Source organism: Pseudomonas solani, assembly GCF_026072635.1.
GTDB lineage: Bacteria > Pseudomonadota > Gammaproteobacteria > Pseudomonadales > Pseudomonadaceae > Metapseudomonas > Metapseudomonas solani.
On record NZ_AP023081.1, the window covers coordinates 6554284 to 6580321 of the forward strand.

General features: G+C 67.1%; 22 protein-coding genes. 6 read left to right on the forward strand and 16 right to left on the reverse strand.

Annotated features, from left to right (window positions below; all coding sequences use genetic code 11):
* Nucleotides 1-38: 38 nt before the first annotated feature.
* The 9 genes from PSm6_RS29765 to PSm6_RS29805 form a co-directional block, all read right to left on the reverse strand.
* Nucleotides 39-902 carry an alpha/beta hydrolase gene (locus tag PSm6_RS29765; protein ID WP_265169148.1) on the reverse strand — a complete coding sequence of 288 codons (864 nt, stop codon included), beginning with the start codon at nucleotides 900-902 and terminating at the stop codon, nucleotides 39-41.
* The gene (locus PSm6_RS29770; RefSeq protein ID WP_021220682.1) at nucleotides 899-1708 is read right to left on the reverse strand and encodes an alpha/beta fold hydrolase; all 810 of its coding nucleotides are present in this window, start codon (nucleotides 1706-1708) and stop codon (nucleotides 899-901) included. The genes PSm6_RS29765 and PSm6_RS29770 overlap by 4 nt, the downstream gene beginning before the upstream one ends.
* A gap of 109 nt (nucleotides 1709-1817) precedes the next feature.
* Nucleotides 1818-2627 carry an AraC family transcriptional regulator gene (locus PSm6_RS29775; RefSeq protein WP_265169149.1) on the reverse strand — a complete coding sequence of 270 codons (810 nt, stop codon included), beginning with the start codon at nucleotides 2625-2627 and terminating at the stop codon, nucleotides 1818-1820.
* A 61-nt stretch (nucleotides 2628-2688) separates the two neighbouring features.
* Nucleotides 2689-3132: a hotdog fold thioesterase gene (locus PSm6_RS29780; protein ID WP_021220684.1), complete on the reverse strand. Its 444-nt coding sequence runs from the start codon at nucleotides 3130-3132 to the stop codon at nucleotides 2689-2691.
* Nucleotides 3133-3187: 55 nt separating this feature from the next.
* Nucleotides 3188-4855, reverse strand: a complete 1668-nt coding sequence (locus tag PSm6_RS29785; protein WP_265169150.1) for an AMP-binding protein — start codon at nucleotides 4853-4855, stop codon at nucleotides 3188-3190.
* 376 nt (nucleotides 4856-5231) lie between these two features.
* Nucleotides 5232-5666: a hypothetical protein gene (locus tag PSm6_RS29790; protein ID WP_021220686.1), complete on the reverse strand. Its 435-nt coding sequence runs from the start codon at nucleotides 5664-5666 to the stop codon at nucleotides 5232-5234.
* Between the two features lie 23 nt (nucleotides 5667-5689).
* A complete protein-coding gene (sixA, locus tag PSm6_RS29795) occupies nucleotides 5690-6154 on the reverse strand; it encodes a phosphohistidine phosphatase SixA (RefSeq protein WP_021220687.1) in 465 nt (154 codons plus the stop codon).
* Nucleotides 6151-6498: a DUF4389 domain-containing protein gene (locus PSm6_RS29800; RefSeq protein ID WP_021220688.1), complete on the reverse strand. Its 348-nt coding sequence runs from the start codon at nucleotides 6496-6498 to the stop codon at nucleotides 6151-6153. The genes sixA and PSm6_RS29800 overlap by 4 nt, the downstream gene beginning before the upstream one ends.
* A gap of 30 nt (nucleotides 6499-6528) precedes the next feature.
* A complete protein-coding gene (locus tag PSm6_RS29805; RefSeq protein WP_043246165.1) occupies nucleotides 6529-7551 on the reverse strand; it encodes an NAD(P)H-dependent glycerol-3-phosphate dehydrogenase in 1023 nt (340 codons plus the stop codon).
* Between the two features lie 320 nt (nucleotides 7552-7871).
* Between PSm6_RS29805 and PSm6_RS29810 the strand changes: the two genes are divergently transcribed.
* The 4 genes from PSm6_RS29810 (at nucleotide 7872) to PSm6_RS29825 (ending at nucleotide 13590) form a co-directional block, all read left to right on the forward strand.
* Nucleotides 7872-9800: an ATP-binding protein gene (locus PSm6_RS29810; protein WP_021220690.1), complete on the forward strand. Its 1929-nt coding sequence runs from the start codon at nucleotides 7872-7874 to the stop codon at nucleotides 9798-9800.
* 209 nt (nucleotides 9801-10009) lie between these two features.
* Complete coding sequence (gene fabA, locus PSm6_RS29815) at nucleotides 10010-10525, forward strand: 3-hydroxyacyl-[acyl-carrier-protein] dehydratase FabA (RefSeq protein WP_021220691.1); 516 nt, start codon at nucleotides 10010-10012, stop codon at nucleotides 10523-10525.
* Between the two features lie 11 nt (nucleotides 10526-10536).
* The gene (fabB, locus tag PSm6_RS29820; protein ID WP_043246168.1) at nucleotides 10537-11754 is read left to right on the forward strand and encodes a beta-ketoacyl-ACP synthase I; all 1218 of its coding nucleotides are present in this window, start codon (nucleotides 10537-10539) and stop codon (nucleotides 11752-11754) included.
* A 210-nt stretch (nucleotides 11755-11964) separates the two neighbouring features.
* On the forward strand, nucleotides 11965-13590 hold the full coding sequence (locus tag PSm6_RS29825; RefSeq protein WP_043246170.1) for a methyl-accepting chemotaxis protein: 1626 nt from the start codon (nucleotides 11965-11967) through the stop codon (nucleotides 13588-13590).
* A 146-nt stretch (nucleotides 13591-13736) separates the two neighbouring features.
* Here the strand turns inward: PSm6_RS29825 and PSm6_RS29830 are convergent, their stop codons facing one another.
* The 6 genes from PSm6_RS29830 to PSm6_RS29855 form a co-directional block, all read right to left on the reverse strand.
* Nucleotides 13737-14468 carry a hypothetical protein gene (locus PSm6_RS29830; protein ID WP_265169151.1) on the reverse strand — a complete coding sequence of 244 codons (732 nt, stop codon included), beginning with the start codon at nucleotides 14466-14468 and terminating at the stop codon, nucleotides 13737-13739.
* Nucleotides 14469-14559: 91 nt separating this feature from the next.
* Nucleotides 14560-17385 (reverse strand): hybrid sensor histidine kinase/response regulator, encoded by a 2826-nt coding sequence (locus PSm6_RS29835; RefSeq protein WP_265169152.1) that lies wholly within the window; start codon nucleotides 17383-17385, stop codon nucleotides 14560-14562.
* A gap of 189 nt (nucleotides 17386-17574) precedes the next feature.
* Nucleotides 17575-18309 (reverse strand): response regulator, encoded by a 735-nt coding sequence (locus PSm6_RS29840; protein ID WP_265169153.1) that lies wholly within the window; start codon nucleotides 18307-18309, stop codon nucleotides 17575-17577.
* A 156-nt stretch (nucleotides 18310-18465) separates the two neighbouring features.
* A complete protein-coding gene (locus tag PSm6_RS29845; protein ID WP_043246174.1) occupies nucleotides 18466-19836 on the reverse strand; it encodes a DUF1329 domain-containing protein in 1371 nt (456 codons plus the stop codon).
* Nucleotides 19837-19891: 55 nt separating this feature from the next.
* Nucleotides 19892-21847 carry a DUF1302 domain-containing protein gene (locus tag PSm6_RS29850; RefSeq protein ID WP_043246176.1) on the reverse strand — a complete coding sequence of 652 codons (1956 nt, stop codon included), beginning with the start codon at nucleotides 21845-21847 and terminating at the stop codon, nucleotides 19892-19894.
* A 480-nt stretch (nucleotides 21848-22327) separates the two neighbouring features.
* On the reverse strand, nucleotides 22328-22792 hold the full coding sequence (locus PSm6_RS29855) for a DUF3859 domain-containing protein (RefSeq protein WP_043246178.1): 465 nt from the start codon (nucleotides 22790-22792) through the stop codon (nucleotides 22328-22330).
* Nucleotides 22793-23403: 611 nt separating this feature from the next.
* Here PSm6_RS29855 and PSm6_RS29860 point away from each other — a divergent pair.
* The gene (locus PSm6_RS29860) at nucleotides 23404-23745 is read left to right on the forward strand and encodes a BRO-N domain-containing protein (protein ID WP_021216876.1); all 342 of its coding nucleotides are present in this window, start codon (nucleotides 23404-23406) and stop codon (nucleotides 23743-23745) included.
* 199 nt (nucleotides 23746-23944) lie between these two features.
* Here PSm6_RS29860 and PSm6_RS29865 read toward each other — a convergent pair whose 3' ends face one another.
* Nucleotides 23945-24976, reverse strand: a complete 1032-nt coding sequence (locus tag PSm6_RS29865; RefSeq protein WP_021216875.1) for an amidohydrolase family protein — start codon at nucleotides 24974-24976, stop codon at nucleotides 23945-23947.
* Nucleotides 24977-25067: 91 nt separating this feature from the next.
* On the opposite strand from PSm6_RS29865, the gene PSm6_RS29870 reads away from it, so the two are divergent.
* On the forward strand, nucleotides 25068-25958 hold the full coding sequence (locus PSm6_RS29870) for a substrate-binding periplasmic protein (RefSeq protein WP_265169154.1): 891 nt from the start codon (nucleotides 25068-25070) through the stop codon (nucleotides 25956-25958).
* Nucleotides 25959-26038 lie beyond the last annotated feature (80 nt).

Genomic DNA, 26038 nt, shown 5'->3' on the forward strand with positions numbered 1-26038 from the left:
TGGGAAGGCGCCCAGCCTTCCCGGTTGCCCCGATCAAGTCAAGGCGAGGCGAAGAAGCTATTGAAACAGTCTGCTACGGCCTGGGCGCCGTTTTCATCGTTGAGGTGCAGGTGATGGCCACCGGGTTTGTGATGCACCTCGAAGCCTAGACCCTGGAGCAGCTCGGCGATACGCGGCTCGGCACGGATCTGCCCCTCCTCCGCCAGCACCAGGGACGTGGGGCAGCGCACCGCGCGGACGAACTCGGTGGCGTGGGCAAAGGTCAGGCGCATCAGCGACGGCAGGGTCAGGCGCATGTCGGTGCGCCAGGTGTAGCCACCCGGCACCGGCATCAGGCCGCGCCCGGCGAGCAGTTCGGCGGCCTCGCGGCTGACCGCCACCACGCCCTTCATGCGGGCTTCCACGCCGCGCTCGACATCGGCGTACACCGGCTTGCGCTTATCGCGCAGCGCCAGCCGTGCCTTGAGCGCATCGCCCAGGCGCTTGGGCGCGCCGTCGGCTTCGCCGGTATAGGGGATCAAGCCGTCGATCAGCGCCAGGCGCTCGATGCGCTCGGGCAGGGAGCCGGCCACCAGCACCGAGACGATGGCGCCCAGGGAGTGGCCCATCAGCGAGAAACGCTCCCAGCCCAGTTGCTCGGCCACCAGCAGCACGTCCTCGGCGTATTCCCACAGCTGGTAGCTGGAGCCCGGCGGGTAGTGCCCGGAATGGCCGTGGCCGGCGAAATCCAGGGCGACGATGCGCAGCCCCTGGAGCTTCGGCGCCAGGCGCGCGTAGGTCATGGCGTTGTCCAGCCAGCCGTGCAGGGCCAGCACCGGCTGGCCGTCCTCGTGCCCGAAGATGTGTGCCGCCAGCTCAACGTGGGGCAGGTTCAGGCGGATTTCCTCGACGTGCGCGCTCATGCGGGCTCCCGGTCGGTGCGCTGGCCCTGCCAGCGGTTGAAGAGGTTCTTCAGCAATTCGGCGGTGTCCTGCGGGCGCTCCAGGGGGAACATGTGGCCGCCGGGCAGGGACAGGTATTCGCCCTTGGGCACGCGTTTCACCAGGCGCGCATGGTGGGGCAGCACCACGCGGCTGTGGCGCCCGCGCACCACCGCCAGGGGCACGGCGAGCTGCTGCGGGCGGCCCGGGCTGTTGTGGGGCACGCTGCGGTAGATGCTGATCTCGGTGGCGGGGTCGAACTTCAGCCGCAGGCCGCTGCCGGTTTCGGTGAAGCCGTGGCGCACGTAGGCGTCCAGGCAATCCGGGTCGAAGCGGCGGAACAGCGACTTGCCGGAGAAGTACAGGCGCGCCTCGTCGAGGTCGGCGAACTCCTCGCGCCGGCCCAGGGTGCGCCCGGCCGGGGTGATGCGGTCGATGAAGCCGAAGCGCTTGGCCGCGCGGATGACGATGCGGTCGGCCAGGGTCAGCACCGGCGAGTCGAGCATGGCCACGCCACGGTACAGGTCCGGGCGGCGCAGGGCCGCGTGGTAGTGCAGCACGCCGCCGAGGGAGTGGCCGACGCCGAACACCGGCTCGCCCTGGGCTTCGAGGTGGTGGATGAGCTCGTCCACCAGGTTTTCCCAGTTGTCGTTGACCGGGAAACGCGGGTCATGGCCGTGCTGCTCCAGGTGCTGGATGCGGAAGTCCGGGCCCAGCGCCGCGAACAGCTTGGCGTAGGTGGCCGACGGGAAGCCGTTGGCATGGGCGAAGAAGATCGTCTGGGACATGGCAGTGCCGGCTGTTTGGGGACTGCCGGGGATTTTCCGGCAGCCCGGCGATGCCGGCAATGACCGTAACTGCCAGTGATGATGGCGCTATTGCCACCGCCGGGGTGCGTCAGTACCCGGCGCGCAGGCGAGCGGGCGGCAGGCCGTAGGTGCGGCGGAACAGCCGGGAGAAGTGCGCCTGGTCGTAGAAGCCCAGCTGCAGGGCCACCTGGCTCAGGGGCTGGGTGCCGCGCAGCACCAGCGGCAGGGCCCGTTCCAGGCGCAGCTGGGTCAGCCATTGCTGGGGTGGCAGGCCGCAGTGCTGGCGGAAACGCCGCAGCGCCTGCCAGGGGCTGAGGCCGCAGAACGCCGCCAGTTCCTCCAGGGAGGGTGGCGACTCCAGGCGTGACTCCAGCCACTCGCGCAGGCGTTGCCAGGTCGGTGCATCGAACCCCCGCTCCGGCTCACGCACCCGCAGCGTCGAGCCCTGCCCCAGCAGGCAGGCCAGGGCCGGCCACAAAGCGCTTTCCAGGGCCAGGGCCGTGCCCCCGAAGAAGCCCGCATGCACCGCCTGCAGGTGCCGCTGCAGCACCGGCTCGCGCAAGGTGCTGCTGGTCAGGCGTGGTGCGCCCTGGCGGCCATCGCTGAGGCTGCGGCTGGCGGCGTCCAGCCAATCCGGTTCGATAGCCAGGATGCGAATGCGGTAGCCCTCCCCGCCCAGGCTGGCGCCGTCGTGGATCTGCTCCGGCGCCATCAGCAAGGTATCGCCACGCCCGGCCAGGCAGCGCTCGCCACCACTGACGAAGCGCTGCTGCCCGCTCAGCAGCAGGCCCACGTGGTACTCCAGGTGGAAATGCCGCGGAAAGGCGAAGTCGTGGTACTCGGCGTCGATCAGGCGGACGCCGGGCAGCGCGCTGGGAAGGTGGCTGGTGTGCTCCATGGCGCCACTCTACCGCGCGGAACGGGTGCTCGGCTTGGATGAAATTGCAGCCGGCCCCCACTCACCCCTTCGGCGGCTGCTCGCCCAGGGGGACGATGGCCATGGTCAGGCGCGAGATGCAGCTGGGCTTGCCGTCGTCGCCGCTGAGGCGGATGTCCCAGACGTGGGTGGTGCGGCCCAGGTGCACCGGGCGGGCGACGGCGGTGACACGACCGCTGCGCAGGCCACGCAGGTGGTTGGCGTTGACCTCCAGGCCCACGCAGTAGAAGCGGCTGGTGTCGATGCAGAGGAAGCTGGCGGTGGAGCCGAGGCTCTCGGCCAGCACCACCGAGGCGCCGCCGTGGAGCAGGCCGTAGGGCTGGTGGGTGCGGCTGTCGACCACCATGCTGGCGGTGATGGATTCGTCGTCGAAGGCTTCGAAGCGGATGTCCAGCAGGCCACCGATGGTGCCCTGCTGGGAGGCATTGAGTTTTTCGAGGTCAGGGGTCTGGCGCCACAGGCTCATGTCGGCTCCTTGGAAGATTGCCGCCGGGGCGGCCAGGGCACCCGGCGGTCAGGGGTCACTCGTGCCAGAGCACCGCCTGGCGGCGCTCGATCCATTCGGGGAAGCGCGAGCCGTAGGTGCCTTCCACCACGCTGCGCTTGATCTTCAGGGTAGGCGTGAGGAAGCCGTTGTCGACCGCCCAGACCTCCTTCACCAGCACCAGGCCGAGCAGCCGCTCGTGCTTGTCGAGCGCCTCGTTCACCTGCTCCAAGAGCTCGCGCAGGCTGCCCTCCAGCTCGGCGCGGGTGCCGTTGGCGGCTTCGTGGCGACCGACATCGGAAAGCACGCACAGCGCCATCGGTTGCGGCAGGCCATCGCCCACCACGCACACCTGCTCGATGCGGGTGTGCACCGCCAGGCGGTTCTCGATGGGCGCCGGGGCCACGTACTTGCCCTTGCTGGTCTTGAAGATTTCCTTGATGCGCCCGGTGAGGCGCAGGTTGCCGGCGGCGTCCTGTTCGCCCTTGTCGCCGGTACGCAGGAAGCCGTCGGGGGTGATGGTCTCGGCGGTCTTCTCCGCGTCCTTGTAGTAGCCCTGCATGGTGGCACCGCTGCGCACCTGCACTTCGCCATCGTCATGGATGCGCACTTCGACGCCGGGGCTGTTGCGGCCGATCCAGCCGGTCATCTGTTCACCGGGGCGGCACACGTGGGAATAGCCGCAGTTCTCGGTCATGCCGTAGACCTCGAGCACGTCCAGGCCCAGGCGCTTGTACCAGTGCAGCAGCGCCTCGGGCACCGGCGCGGCACCGCACAGGGCCACGCGCACGGCATCCAGGCCAAGCCCGGCGAGCACCTTGCGGCCAACGATGCGGCCGATGATCGGCAGCTTGAGCAGGCGTTCGAGCTTCTGCGCCGGCATCTTCGCGTAGACGCCCATCTGGAACTTGGTCCAGATGCGCGGCACGCCGAAGATGGCCGTGGGCCGCGCACGCTTGAGGTCTTCGAGGAAGGTATCCAGGCTTTCGGCGAAGAACACCGTCTGCCCGGCATACAAGGAAGCCATTTCGACGAACATGCGCTCGGCCACGTGGCACAGCGGCAGGTAGGACAGCAGGCGGTCTTCTTCGCTGGTCTTGAACAGCTGCACGCCATGGCCGGCGGCGAAGGCGAAGTTGCCGAAGGTCTGCATCACGCCCTTGGGCGTACCGGTGGTGCCGGAGGTGTAGATGATGGTGGCCAGCTGGTCGGCGCTGGTCTTGGGGTTGTCGCGGATCGGCGACTCCGCCTGCAGCTCGCTCCAGTGGTAGCTGAAGTCACCCTCGGGGTGGATCGGCAGCGCGATGGTGGCCACGCCTTCGGGAATGCCACCGGCCATGGCAGGCCAGTCGTCCAGCTTGCCGATGAAGGCCAGCGCCGTTTCCGAGTGGGCCAGCACCTGGTTCACCGACTCGGCGGTGAGGTTCGGGTAGAGGGGAACGGAGATGTGCCCGGCCATCCAGATCGCCAGGTCCGCGACTATCCAGTGGGCGCAATTCTTGGAAATGATGGCGATGCGGCTGCCGGGCGGCAGGTCGCGCCCTCTCAGCCAGCTGGCGGCGCGTCGCGCCTGGTCGCCGACATCACCCCAGGTCAGCTCCTCGACCCTGCCGCCGGAAAGCGGTTGGACCAGGTAGCGTTTGTTGGGATGACGTGCTTCTCGCTCGAAAAACATCTCAAGCGGCAAACGGACTGCATCAGCCACAGGGCCTCCTCCTTTTTTGTTTTTCTGGGGACAACCAAGCACTTGCTTGGGCGAATATTCCACGCAGTAAGGAGCGGCGCAAGTTAAGAAATGTATCGGGCTCGGACACAGCTTCCGAGAGGCTCTGGGGCGGGGGTTTCAGCGGGAAAAAAGGAGAAAATCGATGGTTGTGCGGAGATTGCGTCGGCCCGATCGAGGCGGCGCAGTGACGTGTTTCGCGGAAGGAAACACGTCACCTCGCGGTTGCAGGGGCGCTCGAACACGCTCGGTATGAGCGCCCACATCGAACACATACCCACGACTCCTACAGCATGGGTTTCGTACCTCTACCCATCCTACGAATCATGGCGACGCGCCCGTCCAGCCGTAGCCCAGATCAGTTCGAGGGGGCGATGAACCAGGCTTCCAGCCCGGGTTTGTCGGTCTGCTGGCCGGGTCGATAAATGTAGCCGGAGACCCGCGCGTAGTTATCCCAGTCGGTGCGCCAGAGCATGGTGCCCTGGTACTCCTGGCCGTTGCGCTTGAAGTCGATGCGCAGCCCCGAGGCGCCGTCCACCAGCTCGGAATCCTCGAAGTGCGCCTTGCCGGTCCAGCTTTCCTCGCCCACGGTCCAGGCCAGGGACAGTTCGCCCTCGTCCTGGTAGATGTCCAGCTCGCCGGTGTAGGGCTTGCCGGTGTCGATGTCGCGGCCGACGATCCAGTAGTTGCCGACGAAGAAGGACGCGTCGGGATGGTCCGCCGCCTGCACGGCGGAACCGGTGAACAGGGGTACCAGCGCCAGCAGGGCGCGGAGGGTGATGCGTCTGAGCATGGGGGTCGTCCTTGAGGGCGGGGTCAGATCCGGTGGGCGTGGTGCAGGGAGCGCAGTTCCATCAGCCCCGCCAGGGCCATGTCGCCCTCCAGCTCGGCAAGGCTGGCGGTGCCCATGGGCAGCGGTTGCTGGCGGTGGCCATGGAGCAGCAGGCCGGCGAGTTCACCGACGAAGGGGTTGTGGGTCACCAGCAGCAGCTCGCCCTCCTCCCGCTCGGCCAGTTGCGCAAGGGCTTCGCGCGGGTCGCTTTCGGGCGTGAGCCAGGGCAGCGTGATGATCGCGCCCTGGAAATCCAGCGCCTCGCGCACCAGTTCGGCGGTCTGCTGGGCACGCAGGTAGGGGCTGGCGATGATCCGCTGCAGCGGCCGGCCGGCCAGGCGTGCGGCGGCATGCAGCACTTCCTGGCGGCCATTGCGGGTCAGCGGGCGCTCGGCGTCGGTGGCGGCGCGGGGTTCGGCCTCACCGTGGCGCAGCAGCCACAGCCTCACAGCTTGGGCTCTTCGTCTCGTACCGGGTGCGGCGCCGGCGGCACCGAATGGGCGGCCTCGCCTTCCGGCGCGCGCGGTGCGGGCCAATCAGCGAAGGGCCAGGGCTTCTCTTCGGTGTTGAAGGTGCCGAAGCGGCCGATCTGCATCAGGTACTGGCTGAGGCTGTCGCCGAAGCCCATCAGGCCGCCATTGGGCGCGCCATAGAAGGCGCGGTAGCCAAGCTGCGCCAGGACCACCACGCCGAGGACGATCTCGGCCAGTTGCCAGACGACGACGAAGATCAGCATCCACAGCACGCGCAGCAGGATGGACTCGCGCTGCAGGTCTTCGCGCTCTTCACTCATGGGAATCTCCTTGTCCTTGATCGGCAGGGCTCAGAAGCCGCTGGTGGGAATGAAGTCGACATCGGTCTTCGGCTCGGCGCGCATCAGCGCTTCGATCACCTGGGCCAGCGTACGCCCCTCGAAAAGAATGGCATGCAGGCCCGCGACCAGCGGCATGTACACCTGCAGCTCTTCGGCACGCGCCTTGAGCACCTTGAGGGTGTTGACGCCCTCGGCCACCTCGCCGAGGCGGGCGACGGCGTCTTCCAGGCTCAGGCCTTCGCCCAGGGCATGGCCAACCTGGTAGTTGCGGCTCTTGGGCGAGGAGCAGGTGACGATCAGGTCGCCGACGCCGGCCAGGCCGAGGAAGGTCATGGGGTTGGCGCCGAGCTTCACCGCGAAACGGGTCATTTCCGCCAGGGCGCGGGTGATCAGCATGCTCTTGGTGTTCTCGCCCATGCCCAGCGCGGCGGCCATGCCGGCGATGATGGCGTAGACGTTCTTCAGCGCGCCGCCCAGCTCGACGCCGAAGCGGTCGGCACTGGCATAGACGCGGAAGGTCTTGCCGTGCAGCGCGGCCTGCACCTGCTGGCACAGCTCGGCGTCTTCACTGGCGACCACGGTGGCGGTCAGCGCGTGGTCGGCCACTTCGCGGGCCAGGTTGGGGCCGGACAGCACGCCGATGCGCGCCTCGGGGGCGATGTCTTCGAGTATCTGGCTCATCAGCAGGAAGCTCTGCGCCTCGATGCCCTTGGTCAGGCTGACCAGCATGCGGCCCTTCAGCTGGCCAGCCACCGGTTCGAGCACCTTGCGCAGCGCGCTGGAGGGGATGGCGACGAAGATCAGCTCGCAGCTGGCGAGCACCGCATCCAGGTCGGTGGTGGGCTCGACGCCGGGGTGGATCTTCACCCCCTTGAGGTAGCGCGGGTTCTCGCGGTTGGCGCGGATCGCCTCGGCCTGCTCCGGGTCGCGCATCCACTGCTGCACGCTCTTGCCGTTCTCGCCCAGGAGGTTGGCGATGGCGGTGCCGAAGCTGCCGCCGCCCAGCACCGCGATCGATTGCTGTTGAGTCATAACCAGTCCATGTAGAGCCATCGGGGATGGCGGGTTGCGCGCATTATACGGAGGGCCGAGCGACCAGCCAGTCTCAAACTCGCCATCTGCTACTGGTCAAGTCCGAATCCAGGCACGACAATCCAGCCCTCTATGACCGCAGCGGACGAACGAGGTGCCACACCCGCCGCGACGGATGCCATTCGACCAGAGCGCAGGCCCAGCTAGAGTTTCACCATGCCATCACCTTTTCCATGGACGAGCCTGTCACGAGGCACACGGATGATCCGCCGCCCAGCCCTCCCCCGCTCCACCGCCAGCGCCCGTGCCGGGAGCTGCCGATGAGCCTGCGCCGCGGCTGGGACATCCACACCCGTACCCAGTTGATCAGCCTGGGCCCGGCCCTGCTGCTGACGCTGCTGCTCACCGGCTTCTTCACCTTCGCCCGCCTCCAGGACCTGCGCCAGGAGCTGAACCACACCGGCCAGCTGATCGCCAACCAATTGGCGCCGGCCGCCGAATACGGCGTGATCGCCGGCAACCTGCCGGTACTCGAAGGCCTGCTCAAGGCCACCCTGGACACCCCCCACGTGCGCTTCCTCGAAGTGCGCGACCGCGAGGACAACATCCTCGTGTATGTCGAGCAGCCCGGCAGCCTGGATCGCGCCGGGCCCCAGGTGGAGGTGTTCCACGCGCCCATCCGCATGCAGCAGATGAAGCTGGACAGCGAAACCCTGTTCCACAGCGAACGCAGCAACGGCAAGCTCGCCAGCGGCTACCTGGGCCGCGTGGTGGTGGGCATGTCCAACGATGCGTTCAGCAGCCGCCAGCAGGAAATCCTCCTCAAGGCCACGGTGCTCGCCCTCTTCGCCCTGGTGCTCACCTTCCTGTTGGCGCGGCGCCTGGCCACCCGCCTGTCGCAGCCCATCAGCGCCATGGGCGAAGCGGTGGAGGCCATCCAGGGCGGCAACTACCAGGCCAGCCTGCCGGTGGTGGACGAAGGCGAGCTGGGCGACCTGGCCCGGCACATCAATAACCTCGCCAGCGGCCTGGACAAGGCCAGCCGCGAGCAGCAGCAGGCCATCGACCAACTGATCACCGCCCGCGAAGAGGCCGAGCAGGCCAACCGCGCGAAATCCGACTTCCTGGCGATGATGAGCCACGAGCTGCGCACGCCCATGAACGGCGTGCTGGGCATGCTGCAACTTCTTGAAACAACGGAACTGAACCAGGAGCAGGCCGAATACGCCGCCCTGGCCGCCGAGTCCACCGAGCACCTGCTCAAGGTGATCAACGACATCCTCGACTTCTCCCGCATCGAGCGCGGCGCCCTGGAGCTGGAGCGCATCTCCTTCAACCTGCTGGAGCTGGTGCAGGGCTCGGTGCAGGTGTTCCAGCACAGCGCCTCGCAGCGCGGCCTGGCGCTGACCCTGGAGACCCAGGAAGGCCTGGAGCAGATCGAGGTGCAAGGCGACCCGACGCGCATCCGCCAGATCCTGGTCAACCTGGTGGGCAACGCGCTGAAATTCACCGAGGACGGCGGTATCCGCGTGCTCACCCAATGGCAGCCGCTGGACGACGAGGTGCTCTGGCTCACCTGCGCCGTGCACGACAGCGGCATCGGCATCCCGCCGGAACGCCTGGAGCACATGTTCGACGCCTTCCAGCAGGCCGACAGCTCCATCTCCCGGCGCTACGGCGGCACCGGACTGGGCCTGCCCATCGCCCGCACCCTGGCCGAGCGCATGGGCGGTACCCTGCGCGCCGAAAGCCTGGAAGGGCGGGGCTCGATCTTCACCCTGGAAATCCCCCTGCCGTTCCGCCAGCAGGAGCACCGCGCCAGCCAGGGCAACGGCAACGAAGCCAGCAACGGCGCGGGTCAGCAGGTGCTGCTGGTGGAAGACAACCCGGTCAACCAGACGGTGATCGAAGCCATGCTGCGCAGCCTCGGCTACCGCGTCAGCCTGGTGGGCGACGGCGCCCAGGCGGTGCAGAGCGCCTCGCGGCAACACTTCTCGGCGATCCTCATGGACTGCCGCCTGCCGGTGCTCGACGGCTACGAAGCCACCCGACAGATTCGCAAGATGAATGGTGGCGCCCGCACGCCGATCATCGCCCTCACCGCCAACGCCCTGCAGGGCGACCGCGAAGCCTGCCTGGAAGCCGGCATGAACGACTACCTGGCCAAGCCCTTCAAACGGGCCGACCTGCAGCGCGTCCTGCAGCGCTGGCTGGGCGGCGCGACGGATTGCCCCCCCGACCTTCGGTGAGTGGGCAACAGTGCTAAAGTGCGGCAGGCTTGCGTCACAAAAGCGCCAGGGCAAAGGCGCAAGCGTCCCTGATTCAAGTGAACGACTGTACTCTGTGACTTTCACCGCAACGCAACAGTCTATGACTAGTCTGCCGATTCGACGCCTGTGCGCGCGGCGGTGTGGACGTAATGCCAAGCCCTGCGTACGGGGACCATTGAGGAGCTCGCATGACAAAACAAAACGCCTATTCCCGGGAAGATCTGCTGCGCTGCAGTCGCGGTGAGCTGTTCGGCCCCGGTAATGCGCAACTGCCCGCCCCCAACATGTTGATGATCGATCGCATCGTCCATATCAGCGAAACCGGCGGGAAGTACGGCAAGGGCGAAATCGTCGCCGAGCTCGACATCAACCCGGACCTGTGGTTCTTCGCCTGCCACTTCGAAGGCGATCCGGTGATGCCGGGCTGCCTCGGCCTGGACGCCATGTGGCAACTGGTCGGCTTCTACCTCGGCTGGCAGGGCAACCCCGGCCGCGGCCGTGCCCTGGGTTCGGGCGAAGTGAAATTCTTCGGCCAGATCCTGCCCACGGCGAAAAAGATCACCTACAACATCCAGATCAAACGCACCATCAGCCGCTCGCTGATCCTCGGCATCGCCGACGGCACCGTCAGCGTCGATGGCCGCGAAATCTACAGCGCCGAAGGCCTTCGCGTCGGCCTGTTCACTTCCACTGACAGCTTTTAAGGGTTATCCGCATGCGTCGCGTCGTGATCACCGGCCTGGGCATCGTTTCCTGCCTGGGCAATGACAAGGAAACCGTTTCTTCCAACCTGCGTGCAGGCCGGGCCGGCATCCGCCACAACCCGTCCTATGCCGAAATGGGCCTGCGCAGCCACGTTTCCGGTTCGGTCGACCTGAACCTCGAAGAGCTGATCGATCGCAAGATCTTCCGCTTCATGGGCGACGCCGCCGCCTACGCCTACCTGGCGATGGAACAGGCGATCAAGGACTCGGGCCTGCAACCCGAGCAGATCTCCAACCCGCGTACCGGCCTCATCGCAGGCTCGGGCGGTGCCTCCACCGTCAACCAGATGGAAGCCATCGACACCCTGCGCGAGAAGGGCGTCAAGCGCATCGGCCCATACCGTGTGACCCGCACCATGGGCAGCACCGTATCCGCCTGCCTGGCCACCCCCTTCCAGATCAAGGGCGTGAACTTCTCCATCTCCTCCGCGTGCGCCACCAGCGCCCACTGCATCGGCCAGGCCATGGAGCAGATCCAGCTCGGCAAGCAGGACGTGGTCTTCGCCGGCGGCGGTGAAGAAGAGCATTGGAGCCAGAGCTGCCTGTTCGACGCCATGGGCGCCCTCTCCACCCAGTACAACGACACCCCCGAGAAGGCCTCCCGCGCCTACGACGCCAAGCGTGACGGTTTCGTCATCGCCGGCGGCGGCGGCATGGTGGTGGTCGAGGAGCTGGAACACGCCCTCGCCCGCGGCGCCAAGATCTACGCGGAAATCGTCGGCTACGGCGCCACCTCCGACGGCTACGACATGGTCGCGCCGAGCGGCGAAGGCGCGATCCGCTGCATGCAGCAGGCGCTCTCCACCGTCGACACCCCGATCGACTACCTGAACACCCACGGCACCTCCACCCCGGTCGGCGACGTCGCCGAAATCCGCGGCGTGCGTGAAGTGTTCGGCGACAAGGCCCCGGCCATCAGCTCCACCAAGAGCCTGTCCGGTCACAGCCTGGGCGCCGCCGGCGTGCACGAGGCGATCTACTGCCTGCTGATGATGGAAGGCAACTTCATCGCCGGCTCCGCCAACATCGACGAGCTGGACCCGGAAGTGGCCGACCTGCCGATCCTGCGCGAGACCCGCGAGAACGCCAAGCTGGACACCATCATGTCCAACAGCTTCGGCTTCGGCGGCACCAACGCCACCCTGGTGCTCAAGCGCTTCTCGGCCTGACGCCCGCGCCGCAAGGCGAACGCAACACCCGCCATGCCCGTATCACCGATACGGGCATGGTCGTTTCAGGGCCATGGAAAGTCCCGCCACTACCGTCCCAGAGGCTCGCAAGCCCAGCGAAGCGGTGAAGTTCACGCGTAATTCACAGGGCTTCCTATACTTTTTCCGAGCCTCCCTGGTCCGTCCCGCAGCCACCCCGGAGAAGTACCCATGTTCCTGCGCCAGTTCCCCATCGCGCCACGCGCCGCCTTCGGCTTCGCCATCATCACGTTGCTGCTGGTGTTGACCGGCCTGTTCTCGCTCAACCGCATGTCGGTGATCAACGACGCCTCCACCGAGATCAGCCAGAGCTGGCTGCCCAGCGTGCGCACCATCGCCCAGATCAACCTGTCCCTGACCGAACTGCGCCAGGTGCAGCTCGGCCATGTCCTGGCGACGGATCAGTCCTCCCAGCAGTTCCTCGAAACGCGCATGCGCGAAATCATCGCCCAGCTCGACAAGGCCGAAAGCACCTACAAGGCCGGCATCGACCCGGGCCGCGACCAGCAGCTGTTCGACCGCTACACCCAGGAGCGCCAGGGCTTCATCGCCGGTGTCGACAAGCTGCTCGCCATGTCCAAGGGCGGTGAGAAGGCGGCCGCCACCGAACTGCTCCAAGGCCCGCTGCTGGACAACTACCGCACCACCCTCAAGGCGCTCAACGAACTCTCCGACTACAACACCCAGGGCGCCGACGCCGCCAACACCCAGGCAGACGAGAACTACGCCAGCGCCACCACCGCCGTCATCAGCGTGCTGGTGATCGCCGCACTGATCACCGTCGCCCTCGCCTGGGCCCTCACCCGCAGCATCACCCTGCCCCTGAGCGAAGCCGTGCAGGCGGCCGGCGTGGTGGCCAGCGGTGACCTTACCGGGCGTATCGACACCGCCGGCAAGGACGAACCGGCGCAGCTGCTCACCGCCCTGTTGCGCATGCAGCAGCAATTGCGCGGCACCATCCAGCAGATCGGCACCTCCGCCACCCAGTTGGCCTCCGCCGCCGAGGAACTCAACGCGGTGACCGAGGAAGGCAACCGCTCCCTCACCCGCCAGCACGACGAAATCGAAATGGCCGCCACCGCCGTCAACGAGATGACCGCCGCCGTGGAAGAGGTCGCGCGCAACGCCAGTTCCACCTCCGACGCCTCCCGTGCCTCCGAGGAATCGGCGCAGGACGGGCGCGACCGCGTGCAGCAGACGGTGCAGGCGATCCGCAGCATGAGCCAGGAAGTCGCCCACACCTCCACCCTGGTGGAAGGCCTGGCCGACCGCGCACAAAGCATCAGCAAGGTGCTGGACGTGATCCGCGCCATCGCCGAGCAGACCAACCTGCTGGCCCTCAACGCCGCCATCGAGGCCGCCCGTGCCGGCGAGCAGGGCCGTGGCTTCGCCGTGGTCGCCGACGAGGTCCGCGCCCTCGCCCACCGCACCCAGGAATCCACCCGCGAAATCGAGCAGATGATCGGCAGCATCCAGAGCGGCACCGGCGAAGCCGTGGGCGCCATGAACCAGAACGACCAGCGCGCCCGGCAGATGCTGGAAATCGCCGAAGCCGCCGGCCGCGCCCTGGTGGAGATCACCGAGCAGGTCAGCCAGATCAACGAACGCACCCTGGTCATTGCCAGCGCCGCCGAAGAGCAGGCCCAGGTGGCCCGCGAAGTGGACCGCAACCTGGTGAACATCCGCGACATCTCGGTGCAGACCGCCACCGGTGCCAACCAGACCGCCGCCGCCAGCCACGAGCTGTCGCGCCTGGCCGTGGAGCTCAACGGTATGGTCGCGCGCTTCACCGTCTGATCGCACCCGCATGGCCCGCCGCCAGGGAGGCGCAGGGCAGGCTGCAAACGAAGAACCCCAGCACCTCGCGGTGCTGGGGTTCTTTCGTATCGGCCGTGCACGCATCCAGGCTAAGGCCTCGACGCAGGGCGAACCGGGTTGCTCACTCAGGCGGCGCGCACCGGGTCGATCGGTGCCCCGGCCTTGCGCGAGGCCACCAGCACCGGACGCCGGGGGTGGCTCGCTTCAGGTTGCTTGGCCCCCTCCTGCGGCTGGCCATCGAGCACCCGGCGCCGAACCAGGTAAACACCCAGGCTCGCCAGCAGCGCCAGCACCAGGTGGGTGACGCTCAACTCCGGCGTAGCCCACGCCAGCAGCAGCACGCCCAGGCTCAGCGCATCACCGCGCTGGCGGCGCCATTCCTCGCGCGCCTCATCGCTGCCCTCGTCGGCCAGGCCGAACAGGCGCCGCGCGGCGGCATGCAGGCCACCCGCTGCCAACTGGTCACTGAGCAGCACCCCATAGAGCAGCAAGGCCCCGCCGAAACCGAAGGCCGCCGCCAGCACCTGGCGCAGTGCCGGGCTCTGCAGGCGCCATGCCTCGCCGCTCAGCGGCTGCCACAGCACCAGCAACGCCAACACCGCCAGGCTGACCAGCAGTACCCGCCCGTTCTGGGTAACGCCGCGGCTCGCCCAATAGACCAGGCCAACGGCGACGAGCAGTGCGAAATCGACGGCCAGCGCCCAACCAGGCACCAACAGCGGCTCGCCGTCGAGACGGGCCGGCGCCCAGGGAAGATTGGCCACGAAGGCGATGGAAAGGCTGAACGCGGCGAGAAAGACCAGGTAGCTGATAACGCCGAAGGTAAAGGTCGCGGTACGTCCGAGTGTGCTGTTCATGATGCGGTCCTGCCAGGGGTCTGGGGCTGCAGGGCTCTGCAGTCAGGGCCAGATTGCCGCCCCCCTGTATCTGCCCGATGGCAGTAACCGCTCAGTTTGTTTCAGTCTGGTATCCGTGGCCCGCCGCCGGCAGCCAGTTGCGCAACAGGCGATGCAGGCGCGCCTGGTCCAGCGGCTTGGTCAGCAGTGCCTTGACGCCCTGGGCCTGCACCTCGGCCTCCACCAGGCTGTCGCTGAAGCCGGTGTAGAGCACGATGGGCAGGTCCGCCCGCGCTGCCAGCAGGCGTCGCGCCAGCTGCAGCCCGGTGAGGCGCGGCATGCTCTGGTCGAGGATGACGAAGTCCCAGGCATAGGCATCGGCGCAGAGCTGCCGGCTGGCCTCTTCCGGGTCGCCGAACAGTTGCGCGGCCACGCCCCAGTTGGCCAGCAGCTCGCCCATGAACTCACCAACCACGGGGTCGTCGTCCACCACCGCCACCCGCCCGCGCAGGGCCGAACGCGGCGGCAGCGCCTCATGGCAGGCGATGACGTTGAACGCGGCCTCCGGCGCCTGGTGATGGGCCGGGATGAGGATGCGGAAGGTGGCGCCCTGCCCCGCCGGGCTGTCCAGCTGGATGTGCCCGCCGTACTCGTGGACGATGCCGTGCACCATCGACAGGCCCATGCCGCTGCCCTGGCCACTGGCCTTGGTGGAGAAGAACGGCTCGAAGATCTGTGCCCGCAACGCCCCGTCGATGCCCGGCCCGCTGTCGCTGACGGTGAGGGTGACGAACTGCCCGTCGATGCGCTGCTGGCACGAGGCGCACACGCCCGCCTGCACCTGCACCTGGCCCAGCCCCACCTGCAGGCGCCCAGCCCCACCCATGGCGTCGCGGGCGTTGATGCACAGGTTCATCAGCACCTGCTCCAGCTGCACTGGGTCCACCAGCACCGCCGGCAGGTCGTGGGCCAGGCGCGTCTCCAGTTCCACCGTGGCCGGCAGGGTGGAATCCACCAGGCGGATGAAGTTGCCCAGCAGCAGGTCCAGCGCCACCACCTGGGGCGTGCCCCGGCTGCCACGGCTGAAGGTGAGCATCTGCTGGATCAGGTCGCGGGCCTTCTCCGCCGAGCGCTGCACCCGCGTGAGGTACTTGCCCAGGCGCTCGTCATGGAGGGATTCGGCGTGCTCCTGGGCCATCACCGTGTAGCCCAGCATGCTGGTCAGCAGGTTGTTGAAGTCGTGGGCGATGCCGCCGGTAAGGTGCCCGATGGCCTCCATGCGCTGGGCCTGGCGGAGCTGTTGCTCCAGGCGCGCCTTTTCCTCTTCGGCCTGGCGCCGCTCGGTGATGTCGCGCAGGTAGCAGATGTAGCGCGGGCCCTCGTCGCCGCGTACCTGGGTCAGCGCCAGCTCGGCGGGGAACTCCTCGCCCGAGGCACGCTGGGCGACCACCTCCATACGCTTGCCGAGGAAGTCACCGGTGCCGGTCTGGGCGTAGCTCTCAAAGGCGCGCTCGTACACCTCGTGGAAACGCTCGGGGATGATCAGCTTCAGCAGCCACTGACCCAGGGCGTCGTCACGAGCGATACCGAAGCAGCGCTCGGCCGCCGGGTTGAAGGCAAGGATGCGCCCGGCGCGGTCCATGCCGATGAAGCAGTCCAGCGCCGTGTCGGCGATGGCACGGTGTTGCTGCTCGCTGGTGCGGAGGGCCTGCTCGGCCTCCTTGCGCTGGGTGATCTCGCGGCAGAACACCAGGATGCGGTCGACGCCGGACAGGGTCACGCGCTTGAGCGAGACGTCGTCCCAATGCAGGCTGCCGTCGCGGTTGCGCCGGTGCCACTCGAAGCGCTGCGGCTCGCCGGCCGCCGCGCGGGCCAGGAAGCCGGCGGCATGCCTGGCCGTGTAGGGCTCGTAGCCGGCGCTGAAGGCGTCCATGTCCAGCCCGAGCATTTCCTCGTAGCTGTAGCCGACGGTGGAACAGGCGCGGGGGTTGGCGTCCACCAGGGCGCCGCTGTCGATATCCAGCACCAGGATGGCGTCCTCGGAGCCGGCGAAGATCGCCCGGTAGCTGGCCTCCGCCTCCAGCCGCTCCATCTCCGCCGCCGCCCGCACCGAGAAGATGCGCAACACCGACTCGGCCCGCTCGCGCTCCTTCATCGGCCCCAGGCGTCCGGCGGCGATCAGCCCCAGCGGGCGGCCGTCACTGGCGAACAGCGGGTAGCCGGCAAAGCTGTCCACGCCCGAGGCGCGAAACACCGCATCCCCCGGGTAGCACTCCAGCAGGTTGCTGCCGACGAAGTGGAAGGCCTTGCCCAGCACGTCGCTGCAGGCCGTGCCTTCCAGGTCATAGGTGGAGTTGGCACGCAGCTCGCCGGCGTAGTACATGGCCAGGGTGGTGAGCTTGTGCGGGCCCTCGTCGCTGATGCGGCTGACGTAAGCGAAGTCGGCGTGCAGCGAGCGCACCATGTAGCGGGCGATGGCCTCGAACACCTCGTTGCCGGTGGCCGCCGAGATGCCCAGGGCGACGTAGCGCAGCACCTCTTCCACGCTCTTGCGCGAGCTGATGTCGGTGGAGATGCCGCACACGGCGGTGACCCGGCCCTCGCTGTCGAACAGCGGGAACTTGCTGGACAGGTAGGTGCGCACCACGCCGTTGAACGGCAGGCGCTCCTCGAACTCCTGCTCCTGGCCCAGCTCCGCCACCTTGAGGTCGTTGGCGCGCAGCACATCGGCCAGTTCCCTGGGGAAATACTCGTGGTCGGTGTGGCCGATCACCTCCTCCGCACGCACCCGGAACAGCTGCTCGAAGGCACGGTTGACCAGGCGCAGGCGGCCTTCCAGGTCCTTCACGTAGATGACCGCGCTGCTGTTGTCGACGATCTGGCGCAGCTGGTGCTCGGCGGCGCCATCGAACAGCGGGCGGGGTGCCGTCTGGCTCATCGGAAGGCCTCCACGAGCCTGGGTGATGGCTGGAGTATAGAGAGCCGGCCCGGGCCTTTTGAGGGGGTACAACGCGGTTGAAACAATTGAAACAAAGGCGGCCAACCGGCGTCCTGAAGCTGCGGGGAACACCGGAGCTTCGCGAGCAGAGCTTGCTCCTACGGGGAGGTTGGCGGAGAGGCCGGCTGATCAGCCCGGCACGAACATGTAGCCCACTCCGCGCAGGGTGCGGATCACCTGGGGTTTGTCGGGGTCGGTTTCCAGCTTGCGGCGCAGGCGGGCGATGCGGATGTCGATGGAGCGGTCGAAGGGGTTCCAGTCGCGGTTCTGGGTGAGGTTGAGCAACTGGTCGCGGGACAACGGCCGGTTGGGGCGCTGGGCGAAGGCCTGGAGCAGGTCGAACTCCATGGCCGTAAGAGGAATTTCCGCACCGTTGCCGTCGAACAGCTGGTGGCGGTCCAGGTCCAGCCGGCAGGCGCCCAGTTGCAGGCTGTTGCCGGCGTCGACAGGGATCGTGGGAGCGGCGGAGGCCGGCACCCGCTGGTAGCGGCGCAGCACGGTCTTGACCCGTGCCAGCAGCTCGCGCGGGTCGAAGGGCTTGGCCACGTAATCATCGGCGCCCACTTCCAGGCCGATGGTGCGGTCCACCGGGCTGCCGGCACCGGAGACCATGATCACCGGCAGGTCGTGGTGCTCGCGCAGGTAGCGGGCCAGGCTGAGGCCGTCCTCGCCGGGCAGGCCGACATCCAGCAGCACCAGGTCCGGCAGGCCGGCGGCCAGGGCCGCGCGCATGCCGGTGCTGTCGCAGGCCGGCTCCACCTGGTAGCCGTGGCCGCCCAGGTAGTCCTGCAGCAACTCACGTATCTCGGCGTCGTCGTCCACCACCAGAATCTTGACCTGCCCGGCCATGGGTCCCTCGCTCATCGGTCAATGCGAACGCGGGGAATATAGCGCGCCGTTGCGGCGGCGAGCAGCCTCCCGCGCGAATGACTCAACGAACCACAACCGTAGCCCGGGCTTCAGCCCGGGAGCGCAGACGATTCCGCTCCCCGCGCTGAAGCACGGGCTACATGGGCCTCGTCAACGCGAGGCTTTGCGTCGCAAGGCGGCCGGGTTAAAGGAGGCATCCCCCGGGGAGGGCTTGCTGAAGTCCACGGTGCCGGCCTCTTCGTTGTCCAGCCACTGCACGCCATAGCGACGCGCCTGCAGGTCGTGGAAGGTGTCCAGCGCGGTCCACACGGTGGGCAGCTCGTAGAAGTTCTTCAGGTAGGCCAGGGAGACGCGCCACAGGTCGCCACGGCCGTCGTACTGGTCCACCACGGCGGCGCCCCAGCTGTCCTCGTCGAGGTACAGGGTGCGCTTGGAGTAGATGTGCCGCGCACCGGCCTTGAGCTTGCCTTCCACCACCCAGACGCGGTGCAGCTCGTAGCGGGTGTATTTCGGGTTCACGTGGCCGGGCAGCAGCAGGTCCTTGTACTTCACCTCGGGGCTGGTGATCTTGTAGTTGTTGTAAGGGATGTAGATCTCCTTCTTGCCCACCAGGGTCCAGTCGTAGCGGTCCGGCGCGCCGTTGTACATGTCGGTGTCATCGGCGGTGCGCAGGCCGTCGGTGGACTCGATGGGCGTGTCGTAGGCCAGGGTCGGCGCGCGGCGCACGCGGCGCTGGCCGGGGTTGTAGCCCCAGGCCTGGCGGGGCTCCTTGACCTGGTCGAGCATCTCCTGCACCAGCGCGCCGTTGCCGGCCAGGCGTGCCGGGGCGGTGGTGAAGGTCATGTAGTAGAACAGGGTGTTCTGCAGGTCGGCGTAGCTGCCCTTGGGGTCGTAGAAGCGGAACAGCGCCTCGTCCTCGGAGGTGACCAGGGAGTAGGCGCCGTTGCGCTGCACCCCCGCCTCCGCCGAGCGCCGCACGATGTAGGTGCCGCGGTAGCGGGTGATGTGGTTCCAGATCGCTTCCAGGCCGTTCTGCGGGATGGGGAACGGGATGCCGCCATAGGCGTCGGCGAAACCGTTGCCGCCATTGAGCAGCTTGCCGGTGGTGGCGTTCTTCAGGGTGTTGTCGTAGACCCACTGCGGCGCCGAGCCGGAGCGCCGGGTCGGGTAGACCGGCATCTGGAAGCTGTCCGGGTAGGCGTTGAACAGGGCGATCTCGCCGTCGGTGAGGTTGGCCTTGTACTGCTCGAGGTTGGCCTTGGTGATGGTGAAAAGCGGCTGGTCGGCGGCGAAGGGATCGACGTGGTGCTGGCCCGAGCCCTTGTAGCCCGCAGGCGCCTGGGTGATGCCGCCGGTCCATTCCGGGATGGTGCCGGCAGCGTTGCCGGCGCGCTCCGCCCCCAGCGGGGTGAGGGTCGACTTGAGCGTGGCGGCCTGCTCGGCGGAGACCGCGGCCAAGGCGTCGGTGGCGCTGCCGGCGAGCACGATGGCGGCCAGCAGCAACGAGTATTTCTTCAACATGGGTTGCATCTCCCTGTCTTGTACGGCCCGGCGTTCTGCCGCCGGGCGCTCGGCATCAGAACGAATACTTGGCGGTGAGCGAGACGTTGTCGCGGTCGCGGGTGCTGTTGTTGCGCCCGGCGCCGTAGTACTCGGTGTACTGCAGGCCCACCTCGAAGCTGTTCAGGTAGGTGGCGTCGATCCCCAGGGTGTGCGCCTTGCGGCCTTCGATGAAGTTGCCGGTGCGGTCCGAGTTGCCCTGGAAGTCGTGCTGGAAGACGGCGTACGGCGACAGCTTCACCCCGGCGTAGACGTCGTTCCAGCTGCCGGAAACCAGCAGCGTGTAGCCGTAGCTGTCGCGGCTGATCTGGTCGCTGTCGGTGGTGCGGTCGTCCTCGTAGGCCTTGTCGGTGGTGCTGGAGAACTTGCGCACCGAGCCGTCGAAGGCGGTGTACTTCAGGCTGCTGCCACGGATGTGCTGCGAAGCCACCTCGGCGACGCCGATCACCGAATCGAAGCTCAGGGCCGGGCCGAAGTTGTAGATGGTGGACAGGGAGATGTTGTAGGTCTCGGCCCGCTCGTAGTTGTCGAAGATCGAACTGCGGCAGAGCTGCTTGCCGGAGACGGCGGCGCAGGCGGCATCGTTGGCGACCCCGGAATTGACCAGGTCGGACCCATTGATGCCCTGGAGCAGCAGATCGCTGAGCAGGTCATCGGTGGCGGAGATGGCGATGGGCGCGTTGGGACGGTAGGAGAGTTCGCCGGAGACGGATGCATCCCCCACCGTGGTGTTGAAGCTGAAGCCGTACATGCGGATGTCTTCGACATAACGGCGACGGGCCTGGGCGTTGCTGGCCAGGTCGAAGGTCGCCAGCGCGCCGGCATACTCGGGCGGCAGGCTGTTGCCCGCCAGTGCACCGCCCAGGGTGGCCAGGTCGACGCCCTGGTAGCCGTTCAGGTCGATGGCGATCTGCGGTTCCTTGGCGTGGTAGTTCACGAAGTAGAAGCCGAATTCGGTGGAGTTCAGTTCCTCGGCTATGTAGCGGAAGGCCACGCCGAACTGGCCGCTGTCGTCCGCCTGCAGGTCCTTGCCGATATTGGCCACCTTGAACACACCGGTATCGCCATTGAGGTAGGCATTCGGCCCATTGGCGCCGTTGCCCAGCAGCCCGAAGCCGGCGAATACGTCATACAGCGGCATCAGCGGCGCCAGGTCCGTCGAGGTCGTATAGGCCGTATGCCCCCCATCGGCGAACAGGTCGGTCTCGGAGAAGTAGGTGCCCACCGGGTCCAGGCGGGTCTCCTTCCACTTCCACTGGTAGAAGGCTTCCATGGACAGGTTGTCGGTCAGGCCCAGGTTGAAGCTCAGCGCCTCCATGGGCACCAGCACTTCCTTCAGTTCGGAGCCGGGCAGGTGGAACTTGGCCGCGTCCACCGGGTTCACCGTGTTGACCCCGCCGCGGTAGAACACGCCCTCGCCCCAGTTGATCACCTGGCGGCCCACCTTGGCACCGAGGGGCATGGCACCCACATCCCAGCTGCCGTAGAGGTAGGCGTCGAGGATCTCGCCCTTGCGCCCGGCGATGTGGCGGGTGTCCTGGGTGAAATGGTCGTCATCGGGGAAGGACTGGCTGGGCCGCTCCACGCCACCGGTGGTGCCGTAGTAGTCGTTGCGCTTGTCCATGATCTGGGTGTCGTAGTACGCCGTGCCCCGGACGAAGGCGCCGTAGTTGTCGTACTTCAACGAGAGGTCGGAAGTGGCCTTGTACACCTCCGATACCAGGCCGGTATCGAAGTTGCGGTTGCCGTCATCGGCGTTGATGTCGCTGATGTTGTCCGCGTCGCGCCCTTGCACCCGCCACATGGCGCCGTACGAGAGCGTGGTGTCGATGGAACCGCTGAGCTGGTTGTCCAGCAGGCTGAACTCCACGGCCTGCGCGGAGCCGGCGATCAGCAGCGGCAACAGCCCGAAAGCTGCCCCCGCCTGCAGGGGCCTGCACCCGATCGCGGATAAGCGGATATGCCTCTTCATAGCAAACGTACCTCCCTTGACGGCCAAGATTTCTGGGCTGGCTCTACGTCCGGCCCTTTTGTTGTTTTCTCTCGGCTGCGGAGCGGCGTCCGGGCAGTTCAGGCAGGCCTCGGCGATGCTCTCGCAGGTATCCATCTTCGTCGCGGGAATGCACGCCGGCGACGGTCACGCTGTTGTTCTTGTAATGAGCGGGAATCGTTAATTGGTACGATAGTGCAGGCAAGGTAACAAAGTGTGTACGCACTGCCAACCGTCCATTTCAGCTAGAAACGGTAAATTTTCAAGAAAGAACTCACGGGAAAATGCCGCTTAAAAGCAGCGCGACCGGTGATAAGCGGCCAGCACTCTCTTCCACCGGTTGAGCCGACCGGCCAAGCGCGCAGCCCGCACCGGCAGTGGGCAAGGGGTGAATCGCGGCCGCCGCCCGCCAAAACGAAAAGACCCGGCGCATGGCCGGGTCCCGTTCGACGCGAGGGTCGATCAGCGCACGTCGAAGCTCTTCTCTGCCAGCAGGCGGTCACCTTGGAACACCAGGAAGCGCCACTCGCCGGGGACCACTTCGTGGGTCTCGGTGAACTCGTAGGCCATCACGTCCTGGGGCGCGCCGGGTGCCATCTTCTGGATCACCTCGAACTTGTCGTGGCGCACGCCGTCGGGGGTGGTCACGCCCGGGGTGAGGTACAGCAGGGTCAGCGGGGTGTCGTTCTCGTGCTTGCCCACCAGCTTGTAGCGCATGCCGAACTTGGTGCCGAGCTTCGCCGGAACCTGGTCGGTGGGCAGGATGTTCTGGGTGCTGCTGGTGAGCACGCGCTCACCGGGCTGGTAGTCCTGGTAACGGCTTTCGAATACGCCGAACTCGATCGGCCCTTCGACCCGCACGTCGGCCATCGCCACGCCGGATGCCAGGCCGAGGGCGATCAATGCACTCAGTCGGGTTGCTTTCATGTCTCGCTCCTTGGTTGGGATGGCGCGAGGCTATGACACCTTCATGACTAACTGATGACAGGTTGAGACCCGGCTGCGAGGCTGACCGGTGCGTAGGGTGGATGGCGCTCTTTTAATCCACCGGCGGTGCTGCAGGGAAACACGGCTTCCGTAGGTTGGGTTGAGGTACGAAGCCCAACGCGCGAAGTTGATCCCCGCACCGTTGGGCCTCGCTGCGCTCGGCGCCAACCTACGGCACGGTGCCGTTGTAGGTCGGGTGCAACCCGGCAAGGACCGTGCACAAGGGCAGCCCTGCGGGCTGCTTGGCGACTGAAGTCGCCCCTACGAATGTGCCGCCTGAAAATTCCTACGCGACGACCGCATTGCCGGCCTACAAGAGGCTTGGCTAGGGTTCCCGCCGTTGTGCCCCTCTGGACACAACCGGGTGTGGAAGCCCGTTGCAGTGCAAACCTATCGCCATAGCGACATGCAACACGTCGGCAGTCTATGGCGGACTGTGCGAGCGGGTTTCGGCCCGGCCGGTTGGTTTGCCCGGTACTTCCACACTCGCACGGTCCGCCACCCTTCAAGGATTCGGTGGCGGCTCCCCAGCCTATGGACGGAGCATTGCCATGTCCCTTCCCCAGATCACCCCGCGCCACTTCCTGCGCTACCGCCGCCAATTGCGCGCCTTTCTCGTCGGCCACGAAGCCTGGTTCTCCACCCGCGACCTGCGCCGCCTGCTCAACACCGATATCCACGAGCGCCTGCTCGCCAACCTCTGCGACGACCAGCGCCAGCGCGTATGCCTGCGCACCGCCAATGGCGGCTTCGAAGAGGAAACCGTGGTAAGCGAATCCGGCCTGCACGCCCTGCTCTTCACCTACTGCTACCACCCGGAGAATCGCAACCTGCGGCGCTGGGTCACCCAGGCCGTGGTACCGGAATTGTGGATGTACCGCACCCCGGGCTGAAGCCCGGGCTACACACCGTTGCAGGTTGGGTGCACCCGGCAGCAACCCATGCGGGAGCTGGTCGATGCGTAGGGTGGATGGCGCTCTTCTCATCCACCAGCGGTGCTCCCTGGGGACGCCGATCGGTGGAGGTGGAAAGCGACCTCCACCCTACGCCGCTCCCGGCACCGAGCCGTTGCAGGCCGGGTTGAACCCGGCATTACGGTGCGGCGACGTGTTGCAGGTGCTTGGGGTTGCGCGGCAGCACGGCGAGGAAGTTGTCCCGGGCCACGCGCTTGGCGACGTCTGCAGGCAGGGCGTCGAGGAAGGGGTCGTAGGCGCGCAGGTAGTCGCCCAGGCCTTCGAAGCGCCCCACCACATCGGAGCCGAGCATGAAGCGCTCGGGGTACTTCTCCACCAGCTTGAGCCACTCCGGGTCGGGCGTGCCGTTCTTGTCCACGAGGTAGGGCTGGAGCACGGTCCAGGAGAGGTCGACGTAGAGGTTGGGGTAGTCGCCCAACATGCGCTTGAGGGTGGGCAGGAGGAAGTCGAGCTTCTTCTGGTGGCGGTGGATTTCCATGCTGGTGCCGGCGTGGGCCCAGATGAAGCGCACGTGCGGGTGGTTGCGCAGGGGTTCTTCGATCTCCTGCAGGTACAGCGGGTTGCGCTCGCGCTTGGAGGTGATGTTGGAGTGCAGCATCACCGGCAGGTCGTACTCGGCGGCGAGGTGGTAGATGCGCGCCATGGCCTCGTTGTTGGCGCGCGGGGTGTCGCCGTCGATCAGCGCGGTGAGGTCGTCGTGGCGGGTGAAGACCTCGCCTATGCCCTGCCACAGCCCCGGGTCCAGCTCCAGCATGCGGCGGATGTGCGCGTCGGAGTTCTTGTCGTTGGGGTTGAAGCCGCTGAGGAAGGGGTGGAAGCGGTGGCGCTGGTCTTCGGGCAGCTTCTTCACGGCGGCGGCCACCAGCACGTCGGTGGCGGTGTACCAGTAGGCATCGGCATCGTCGCCGGCGTAGTAGCGCGGGCGCTTGGGCTCGTCTTCATGCCACTTCTTGGCCACCGGGATGCCGGAGATCATCACGTGGTCGATAGTCCCTGCATCCATGGCATTGAGCAGCCCCTGCATGCCCTCGCTCTCCTGGAAGAAATCCACGTAGTGCAGGTGCGAGTCGCTGTAGTGGTAGTCCCGCGCCTGGCTGGCGCAGGCACTGAGGGCGAGGATGGCGGCGAGGCAATGGCGGGCGATGGGCAAGGGGCGTCCTCCTGACGATCATTCATGGCAAAGGTAGACCGGCGACACGCTTGGCGGGTTCAGGCGGATGCTCTGATGGCCTTCTGAGACTATGCTGCAGCAGGCCCGCCACAAGAACGCCAACATGCCGCGCTGCGCCTTTCTCCTGCTCTGCTTCGTCGCCCTAGCCTCGACCGCCGGCGAGCGCCTGGTCTATCCCCTGCACTCCAAGGGCGAAGACCCGGAAGCCTACGTGGTCGAGCTGCTGCAACTGGCCCTGCGACGCAGCGGCGGCGACTACCAGTTGGAACCCTCGCTCGAACCCATGCCGCAGTCCCGTGCGCAGCTGTCCCTGGAGCGCAACGACGGCCGAGTGCACGTGATGTGGACCATGACCACCCGCGAACGCGAAGCCGACCTGCTGCCGATCCGCATCCCCATCTACAAGGGCCTGATCAGCTGGCGCGTGTTCCTGGTGCGCGCCGACCAGCGCGACCTGCTCGCCGATGTCACCCGCCGCGAGCAGCTCGAAGCCCTGCGCATGGGCCAGCGCCACGACTGGCCCGACACCGCCATCCTGCGCGCCAACGGCCTCAACGTGGTGACCACGCCGGGCTACGAGAGCCTGTTCCGCATGCTCGACGCCGGCCGTTTCGAGCTGTTCCCCCGCGAGGTGGTGGTGGCCTGGGACGAACAGCGCCGCGCCGAAGCCGATGGCCTGCACCTGGCCGTGGACGAGCACCTGGTGCTGCACTACCCGACGGCCTTCTACTTCTTCACCTCGCGCCAGCGCCCCGAGCTGGCCGCCGCCATCCAGCGCGGCCTGGAGGCGGCCATCGCCGATGGCGGCTTCGAGCGCCTGTTCCAGCGCTACCACGGCAAAACCCTGCGCCGCGCACGCATGGACAAGCGCCAGGTGATCGAACTGGACAACCCCGACCTGCCGGAAGAAACCCCCATCGACCGCGAGGCGCTCTGGTACCGCCCGCTTGCACCCAAGTAGCGCCTGAGCGCCCCGGCCGACCCGCGCCGGTGCAGCGCGCGCCCTCCCCCGCCACGCAACGCCTGGCGCCACCGTAATGG